7 protein-coding genes are annotated in these 9,145 nt (G+C 64.7%); 3 read left to right on the top strand and 4 right to left on the bottom strand.

The window, feature by feature from the left end:
* The first annotated feature begins 536 nt into the window (after nt 1-536).
* Nucleotides 537-2,999 carry a bifunctional diguanylate cyclase/phosphodiesterase gene (locus YU9_RS0137560; protein WP_027577309.1) on the top strand — a complete coding sequence of 821 codons (2,463 nt, stop codon included), beginning with the start codon at nt 537-539 and terminating at the stop codon, nt 2,997-2,999.
* On the opposite strand, the gene YU9_RS0137565 is transcribed toward YU9_RS0137560, so the two are convergent.
* The 3 genes from YU9_RS0137565 to thrS form a co-directional block, all read right to left on the bottom strand.
* On the bottom strand, nt 2,985-4,253 hold the full coding sequence (locus YU9_RS0137565; RefSeq protein WP_027577310.1) for a serine hydrolase: 1,269 nt from the start codon (nt 4,251-4,253) through the stop codon (nt 2,985-2,987). The two genes, YU9_RS0137560 and YU9_RS0137565, sit on opposite strands and share 15 nt — an antisense overlap.
* A 63-nt stretch (nt 4,254-4,316) precedes the next feature.
* Complete coding sequence (locus YU9_RS0137570; protein ID WP_027577311.1) at nt 4,317-4,880, bottom strand: nitroreductase; 564 nt, start codon at nt 4,878-4,880, stop codon at nt 4,317-4,319.
* Between the two features lie 93 nt (nt 4,881-4,973).
* Complete coding sequence (gene thrS / locus YU9_RS0137575) at nt 4,974-7,016, bottom strand: threonine--tRNA ligase (RefSeq protein ID WP_051380668.1); 2,043 nt, start codon at nt 7,014-7,016, stop codon at nt 4,974-4,976.
* 186 nt (nt 7,017-7,202) lie between these two features.
* Here thrS and YU9_RS0137580 point away from each other — a divergent pair, with 186 nt between their 5' ends.
* Together YU9_RS0137580 and YU9_RS0137585 are read left to right on the top strand one after the other, a co-directional pair.
* Nucleotides 7,203-8,378, top strand: a complete 1,176-nt coding sequence (locus tag YU9_RS0137580) for an MFS transporter (RefSeq protein ID WP_027577313.1) — start codon at nt 7,203-7,205, stop codon at nt 8,376-8,378.
* Nucleotides 8,379-8,466: 88 nt separating this feature from the next.
* On the top strand, nt 8,467-8,856 hold the full coding sequence (locus YU9_RS0137585; protein ID WP_027577314.1) for a hypothetical protein: 390 nt from the start codon (nt 8,467-8,469) through the stop codon (nt 8,854-8,856).
* Nucleotides 8,857-8,876: 20 nt separating this feature from the next.
* Here the strand turns inward: YU9_RS0137585 and YU9_RS0137590 are convergent.
* Nucleotides 8,877-9,145: transposase (locus tag YU9_RS0137590; RefSeq protein ID WP_027577315.1), on the bottom strand; the 269-nt coding region annotated here is incomplete at its 5' end.

Here is a 9,145-nt window from a genome sequence, read left to right on the forward strand (position 1 = left end):
CTCTTTCATTCGAGGGTGAAGCATCGAGGCAAAGCTCGGGCGAGATCAGCCGCGAGGATACGAGGGCGTGTCTGCGATGAATGCGAATGATGAAGCGACCCCGTCACCCCACACTCCGTCATTGCGAGGAGCCCTTGCGACGAAGCAATCCAGAATCCCTCCGCGGAGGCACTCTGGATTGCTTCGCTTCGCTCGCAATGACGACGTGGAAGCAACTGCGCCCCATCACCCCGCTCTCGTGCCCCGGACGCAGCGCAGCGCCTCTTCGGCGGTGCGCTGCAGAGCCGGGGCCCATGCAGCAGCGAGAACCCGGCCTGCTGGGTCCCGGCTCTGCGCCGCAACGCTTGCGCGCTGCGTCGCGTCCGGGACACGAGAGCATCGCCTTTGCACAACCGTCACAGTCTCTAACGCCCACTAACCAACACCTGACTTAAAACTGTCATAATCGCCGAACGGAACCCCGCGCCTGTGCGCTTTTTACACGTCGTTAAGCGCGCCTGCATTGGATGCGCCGGGAAAGTGCGTTGGGGACTGCAATGACTGCCGCGAAGAAGATGCCGGGAAAACCGGCCGCCGAAATGTTTGACGACATCCCGGTGCTTCAGCGCAAATGGCGTGCGGCGTTGAAGCCGGGCGAGCGGCTGCCGCGCTATGAGGACGTGATGCTCGGCAGCCTCGGACGGCTCGCTGACCACATCGCGCTCTTGAAGAATGACGGTGTGCTCGAGCTGTCCCGCAGCGGACGTTACGTGCAGAAATGGCTCGGCGAGGAGCGCTGGGACATTGCCGTCGCCGAGCTCTCGCCGGACTGCGCCACGGCGCTATCGGAAGCGGCGGCGAGCGCGCTTGCGACCGGACGGCCGCACCAGGCGAGCGCGCATTGCGTGCGCGACGGCATGGTCAGGACCTACGATTTGCTGGCGCTGCCGACGTCCTCGCGCTGGGGCGCGACGCTGGTTGGGGCCTATGTCAACGAGCGCGGCGCGCAATACAATCTCCTCGACGCCATCTTTTCCTCGACCGACGATGCCGTGGTCTCGCTGGCGACGTTGCGCGATACCGCCGGCAAGCCGTTCGATCTTCAGGTCGTGCATCACAACAAGAGCGCGGGCGAGCTGCTGAAGCTTGCGAGCGGAAGCCTGTTGTGGCGTCGGATCGGCGAGGGCATCACGCTGCTGGCCTCGCCCGAGGTGATGGAATTCCTGCTCAAGGCCATTTCGGGCGGCCGCGGCGAGCAGCTCGAGATCGAGAGCGAAGGGCGCTATCTCAGGCTCAGCGCCACCGCCTTCGCCGACGTGGTCTCTCTGACGATCTCCGATGTCACCGCATTGAAGCGGCGCGATGCCTCGTTCCGCCTGCTGTTCGACAACAACCCGATGCCGATGTGGGTGTTCGACGCAGAGACCAAGGAGTTTCTCAGCGTCAACGACGCCGCGGTCCAGCATTACGGCTACAGCCGCGCCACTTTCCTGCGCATGAAGCTGCACGAGATCTGGCCGCAGGACGAGTGGGACAGCCACGCCGAGGCGCTGGAGCGCCTCGGCGATGCCTATCACTCGTCGCGCAACTGGCGGCACTTACGCGCCGACGGCAGCGAGATCGAGGTGCTCACCTTCGGCCGCCGCGTCGTCTTCGACGATCGCGACGGCTACCTGGTTGCGGTGGTCGACATCACCGAACGCCGCAAGGCCGAGGCCCGCATCGCCCATATGGCGCACCATGACGGGCTCACCGACCTGCCGAACCGCGAATATTTCCAGGAACGGTTGAAGCAGGCGCTGGGCCAGGCCGGGGGAAAACGGGTCGGCGTGCTCTACATCGATCTCGACCTGTTCAAGAACATCAACGATTCCTTCGGTCATCCCTCGGGCGACCGGCTGTTGAAGGAAGTCGCCGAACGCCTGACCGCCACGGTCCGCGGCGCCAATCTCGCGGCGCGGCTCGGCGGCGACGAGTTCGCCGTGATCCTCGCGGCGGACGTGTCGCCGAACGAGGCCAGCGCCTGTGCGAGCCTGCTGATCGACATGCTGAAGACGCCCTATGAGATTGACGGCCAGGAAATGGTGATCGGTGCGAGCATCGGCATCGCGCTGTCTCCGGGCGACGGCACGACGCCGGAAGAGTTGATGCGCAATGCCGACATGGCGCTGTACCGGGCGAAGTCCGAGGGCGGTGGCGTGCACCACTTCTTCGAGCGTGAGATGGACCTCCAGGCGCAGAGGCGCCGCGACATGGAGCTCGATCTGCGCCGCGCGTTTGCCAATGGCGAGTTCGAGCTGCACCATCAGCCGCTGGTATCGATCGCCTCCGACCGCATCTCCGGCTTCGAGTCGCTGCTGCGCTGGCGTCATCCGGACAAGGGCATGATTTCGCCGGCCGAGTTCATTCCCGTTGCCGAGGACATCGGCCTCATCATCCAGCTCGGCGAGTGGGTGTTGCGCGAAGCCTGCGCCGAGGCCGTCAAATGGCCTGTCGACGTCAAGGTCGCGGTCAATTTGTCGGCGGCGCAATTCCGCAGCCGCAACCTGGTTCAGGTGGTGATCTCGGCCCTGGCGCAGTCAGGCCTGTCGCCGAAGCGGCTCGAGCTCGAGATCACCGAGTCGATCTTTCTGGCCGAGACCGATGCCAATCTCGCCATCCTGCACCAGTTGCGCGAACTCGGCGTCGGCATCTCCATGGACGATTTCGGCACCGGCTATTCCAGCCTGAGCTATCTCCGCAGCTTTCCCTTCGACAAGATCAAGATCGACCGCTCCTTCGTCAAGGATCTGGCGCAGCGGCCCGACTGCGGCGCGATCGTGCGCGCGATCTCCGGGCTCGGCCGCAGCCTCAACATCACCACGACCGCGGAGGGCGTCGAGACCGAGGATCAGCTCGACTGGCTGCGCGCCGAAGGCTGCAACGAGGTGCAGGGATTTCTGTTCAGCGCGGCGCGGCCCGCGGCCGAGATCGGAAAGCTCCTCGCCGATTTCGGTCAGCGCACCTCACGGGCGGCGTAGTGCGGGCGGGTAGCAGTCGTAGACCAGCGCCTTGAACGCGGGTGTGATGCGGCTGCGCTCGTTCTGGGTCTGCTGCATCATGAGGTAGACCATGTCGAGCTTGGGATCGACGCCGAAATAGGTGCCGCTCCCTGAGTCCCATTTCAATTCGCCGAGCGAGCCCGGCGGCGGCGGTTTGGCGTTGCCGGGATCGGTCCGCACCGCAAGGCCATAGCCATAGCCGAAGCCGTCGCCCGGGAAATAGAAGTAGTCGCGTCCGACGCCGGAGCCCGGCCCGATGTGATCGGCCGTCATGGCCTTGAACGCGGCCGGGCTGAGGTAGCGCCTGCCCGCGAACTCGCCGCCGTTTAGCAGCATCTGCGCGAAGCGCTGATAGTCGGTAATGGTCGAGAGCAGGCCGCCGCCGCCGGACTGCCATTCGGGATGATCGAGGCGGTCGCGCTCGCCGGCAAGCAGGATGAAATCGTTCGGCAGCGGCCGCGCCATCCGCGCCAGCTCGTCCTCCGTCGCCAGCGCGAATTTGGTGCTGTTCATGCCGAGCGGGTCGAGGATGCGTGCTTTCAGAAACTGATACAGCGTCTGGCCCGAGATGATCTCGATGATGGCGCCGAGCACGTCGGTGGAATGGCCGTAGCGCCACAGCGTTCCCGGCTGCCGCGCCAGCGGCAGCTTGGCGATGCGATCGGCGAATTCCCTGTTGTTGAACTGACCCTCGAAAATATTGGCGGCCTTGTAGGCCTGCTCGACCCATTTGCCGCCGATGTAGTCGTAGCTGATGCCCGAGGTGTGCCGCAGCAGATCCTCGATGTTGACAGGACGGACCGGCGGGATGAGGTCAAGCTCCAGCTTGCCGTCGGGCAGGGTCACCTCGAGGCCCACCTTGGTGTCGGCAAAAAGCGGGATGTATTTCGACACGGGGTCGGTGAGCGCAAGCTTGCCTTCGTCGATCAGCATCATCGCGCCAAGGCACGTGATCGGCTTGGTCATCGAGTGGATGGCGAAGATCGTGTCCGGCGTCATGGCGAGGCCGGTCCTGGTGTCGCGCACGCCGAAGCACTTCAGATAAACCGGCTTGCCGTGCTGCTGGACCAGGATCACTGCGCCCGGCAGCCGGCCGCTTCCCACCTCGTTGTCAAAATACGCCGTGATGCGGTCGAGCCCCTCGGACGAGGGGGCGGGAATATCGGCAGCACGGCTTCGCGCGATCGAGCCGGCGAGCATCGCGGCCCCGACAAGAAATTCACGCCGTCGCATCCGGGCTTCCTCCCTCGCCGGGATCAAAGCCGCACAACGTTCGGGGCGTCAACAAGCCTTCGATTAAAATCGCGTCACAATTTCCGAAAGGAACGGTCGCGGACGGTCCTCGCTCGGTTTGGTCGGCGTGCCGATATGAACGAAGCCGGCGAGCTTCTCGTCCGGCTTGAGGCCGAGGCCGTCAAGCACGTCGCGGTCGAAGGCGAACCAGCCGGTCAGCCAGCAGGCGCCGTAGCCGAGCGCGGTGGCGGCCGTGACGATGTTCATGGCGCTGGCGCCCGCCGACAATTCCTGCTCGAACGCCGGCACCTTCGGATGCGGCCTGGTGAAGCTGACGATGCCGATCACCAATGGCGCGTCCATCAGGCGTTTGCGCTCGACCTCGACGTCGGCCGCCGGCGCGCCCGGATTCTTCCGAGCGAAGACCCTCGCGATGACCTCGCCGGCACGCTGGCGGCCGTCGCCCTCGAAGATGATGAAGCGCCAGGGCGCGAGCTTGCCGTGGTCAGGCACGCGCGCGCCAATGGTGAGGATCGTCTCGAGCTCGGCCGGCGAGGGGCCGGGCCCGGTCATCTCGCGCGGCTTGACCGAGCGGCGTGTCTTCAGGAGTTCGATGGCGTCGGGCACTGCGCTATCCTCTTCGGCTGGTCGTCGGGCGTGCCATGCCGAGATAAGCATGCACGCCCCCAACCGGAAGCGAGTTTAGATCGATTTCAGGGATCAGACGATGCCCCGCGCCCGCTTGACGTCGGGCGGGGTTGCCTCTTCGACCAGGGCGGCGATCGCCTCGGCCGTCGACATCACCTTCTGGCCGTCGCTGCCAAGCCGGCGGACGGAGACCGAATGCGTCTCGGCCTCCTTCTTGCCGACCACGAGCAGGGCCGGGATCTTGGCCAGCGAGTGCTCGCGGACCTTGTAGTTGATCTTTTCGTTGCGCAGGTCGATCTCGACCCGCAGCCCGGCGCGCCGCGCCTGCTCCAGCACCACCTTGGCGTATTCGTCGCCTTCGGAGGTGATGGTCGTGACCACCGCCTGCACCGGCGAGAGCCAGAGCGGGAAACTGCCGGCATAGTGCTCGATCAGGATGCCGATATAGCGCTCCATCGAGCCGCAGATCGCACGGTGCACCATCACGGGCGGCTTCTTGCCGCCGTCATGGTCGATGTAGAACGCACCGAACCGCTCCGGCAGGTTGAAGTCGACCTGCGTGGTGCCGCACTGCCAGTCGCGGCCGATGGCATCGCGCAGCACATATTCGAACTTAGGCCCGTAGAACGCGCCTTCGCCCGGGTTGATCTCGGTCTTGATATGATTGTTCTGCGACTGGATCTCGCGCAGCACGGTCGCCATCACGCGCTCGGCGTGATCCCACATCGCATCGGTGCCGACGCGCTTGTCGGGGCGGGTCGACAGCTTCACGGTGAGATCGCCGGTGAAGCCGAAATCGGCATAGGTCGACAGGATGAGATCGTTGATCTTCAGACACTCGTCAGCGAGCTGATCTTCGGTGCAGAAGACGTGTGCGTCGTCCTGGGTGAAGCCGCGCACGCGCATCAGGCCGTGCATGGCGCCGGAGGGCTCGTAGCGATGCACCACGCCGAACTCGGCGAGCCGCAAGGGGAGGTCGCGATAGCTCTTCAGGCCATGCTTGAAGATCTGCACGTGGCCCGGGCAGTTCATCGGCTTGAGCGCAAACCAGCGCTTGTCCTCGGCCTCGTCGCCGGCCGACTGCGCCGCGAACATGTTCTCGCGATACCAGCCCCAATGGCCCGAGGTCTCCCACAAGACCTTGTCGAGGATCTGCGGCGCGTTGACCTCGCTGTAGTCGCCGGAGAGGCGCCGGCGCATATAGGCGATCAGCTGCTGGAAGATGGTCCAGCCCTTCGGGTGCCAGAACACGACGCCCGGACCTTCCTCCTGGAAGTGGAAGAGGTCGAGCTCGCGCCCGAGCTTGCGATGGTCGCGCTTCTCGGCTTCCTCGATCTGCTTGAGGTAGGCGTCGAGGTCCTCCTGCTTGGCGAAGGCCGTGCCGTAGATGCGGGTCAGCATCGGGTTGTTGGAATCGCCGCGCCAATAGGCGCCGGCCACCTTCATCAGCTTGAAGGCATTGCCGACCTTGCCGGTCGAGGTCATGTGCGGGCCGCGGCAGAGATCGAACCAGTCGCCCTGGTAATAGATCTTGATCGGCTCGTTGCCGGGAATGGCGTCGACCAGCTCGACCTTGAACGCCTCGCCCTTGTCGCGGAACACCTGCTTGGTCTTTTCGCGATCCCAGACTTCCTTGGTGAAGGGTTTGTCGCGCGCGATGATCTCGCGCATCTTCTTCTCGATCGCGGCAAAGTCTTCCGGCGTGAACGGCTCGTTGCGGAAGAAGTCATAGTAAAAGCCGTTCTCGATCACCGGACCGATGGTGACCTGGGTGCCCGGCCACAGCGTCTGCACGGCTTCCGCCAGCACGTGCGCGCAGTCGTGGCGGATCAATTCGAGCGCGCGCGGATCGTCGCGGCCAACCAGCTCGATCTTTGCATCATTCTCGATGGGATCGTTGAGGTCGGCGAGCGCGCCGTCGAGCGCCATCGCAACCGTGCGCTTGGCCAGCGACGGCGAGATGCCCTTGGCGATGTCGAGGCCGGTGATGCCCTTGTCGAACTGGCGCTGGGCGCCGTCAGGGAAGGTGAGGGTGATTTTGGGAGTGGGGGTCACAGGCTTCAGATTGGACAGGCTGTACTGGAAGCCGGACTCGGATTTGGGCTGGTCGGACATTGCTTTTCTCCTGAGGCTCACTCCTGCGAACGAGCGCAGGTAAGCGGGAACGAGCGATATATCAGGCGATTCGGCCTGCGCAATCCGGCAATTCCAAGAAAGTGGCGCGCAAAACCGGGGGCGCAGCCCCAACTATTTGGCGTTGTACCCTTTAACTCGTCACAAGCCACCGCTACATGCGTTTGCATGGAAAATGCCCCAGCCGCCGGCCGTTTCGCCCCCACCGCCCTGATGCTCGGCAATCTCGTGACCGGCTGCTCGGTGCTGGCGCCGGCCGGCATGCTGCCGGAATTGGCGACGGGGCTCGACGTCAGCATCCATGCGGCCGGGCTCCTGATCACCTTCGGCGCCGTCACGCTGTGCATCGGCTCGCCGCTGACGGCCTGGCTCACCAGCCGCATCGAGCGGCGGACGCTGCTTGCGACGACGCTGGCGGTGCTCGCGCTCGGCAATCTCGCCTCGGCCTTCGCACCCGACTACTCCAGCCTCCTGATCATTCGCCTCGTGATGCTCGCAGTCGGCGCGCTCTATACGCCGCAGGCTGCCGGCACGGCAGCGCTGATCATGCCGGCGGAACGGCGCGGCAGCACCATTGCGTATATTTTCCTCGGCTGGTCGTTGGCGGCTGCGGTCGGCCTGCCGCTGATCACCTTCATCGCCAGCCGCTATGGCTGGCGCGCGGCCTATGGCGGCATCGGCGCGCTCGGCTGCATCAGCTTCACGCTGTTGCTGCTGCGTCTGCCGGTGGGCCTGAAGGGCGTACCGGTGAATCTGAAGACATGGGCCGCCGTCGGCCGGAGCAGGACGATCCTGCTGCTGCTTGCGATCACGATGCTGCAAATGTCAGGACAGTTCGTCGTGTTCACCTACATGGGCCCGCTGCTCAACAAGCTCACCGGCGCCGGTCCCGATGCGATCGGCATGGTATTCGCGCTTTATGGCGTCTGCGGCTTCCTCGGCGTTGTCATCGCGACCCGCATCGTCGACAGCTCGGGGCCTTATCGCACCTCGTTGCTGTTCACCTGCCTGCTGCTTGCCGGGATGACCGGCTGGGCGCTCGGTGCCGGCTCGCTCGTCTTGATGGCGGGCGCGGTCGCGATCTGGGGCCTTGGCTTCGCCTCGACCAATTCGATGCAGCAGGTGCGGCTGGTTGCGGCCGCGCCGCCGCTGGCGTCGGCGACCGTCGCGCTCAATACCTCGGTCCTCTATATCGGCCAGGCGGTCGGCTCCGCCGTCGGCGGGCTGCTGTTTGCCCGCGAGCTCCTGCACACGCTCGGCTTCGTCGCGGTCGGTTTTGTCGTGCTGGCACTGATCCTGGTGGTGCTGACCCGGCCCCGGCCGGCGGCTGCCGCCACCGCCTGAACGCCGCGTCGTATACGCAAGGCGCTTGGCAAACGGCGCGCGGGAGCGCTAGAAGGCCGGTCACGGGGATCAAAGAGAGTTGACTGAGATGAGGATGATTCTGGCGGTTGCAGCGGTGCTCTATTCAGCCTCCGCATTTGCGCAAACCGAGAAGCCACCGATGGTCGGGGACAAGCCATTGGTGCAGGTCAAGCCCAAGGGGACTAAGGAGGGGACCAAAGAGGCGGCGGCCAAGCCTGCCGCGGCGGCGAAGGGCAAGCCGCAGTCGGTCGCCGTTCGGCTCCAGGCCTGCCTCGAGATCGACGACGGCACCAAAGATCGCCTCAACTGCTACGACGCCGTGATCCCGCCGGCTCCGAAGCCGAAGCCGGCAAAGGCCAAGGGCTATGCCGACTGTCGCTTCTTCAAGGAAGAGGACGAGCGGCTGGCCTGCTTCAACGGCTTTGCCGAGAGCATTCCGAAGCTGCCCAAGAACTAAGGTCGGCAGGCTAGAGCGTTTCACATTTTGACGGAAGCATAACCGGCGTTGGCGAAGTAGTTGGCGCATTCGCGAGGCTGGATGTCCTGGATGAGGTGACCGATGTGGCGCCAAGTGTCCTCGATGGTGCGCTTCTGAGCTTGCCGCATCCAGTGTTTGATCTTGGAGAATGCCTGTTCGATCGGGTTGAGGTCGGGCGAGTATGGCGGCAGGTACCACAGCCTGGCGCCAGCAGCCTGGATCATTTGCCTGACAGTTTTCGACTTGTGGCTTCCAAGATTATCGAGAA

The organism is Bradyrhizobium sp. WSM1743 (genome assembly GCF_000473065.1).
Lineage (GTDB): Bacteria > Pseudomonadota > Alphaproteobacteria > Rhizobiales > Xanthobacteraceae > Bradyrhizobium.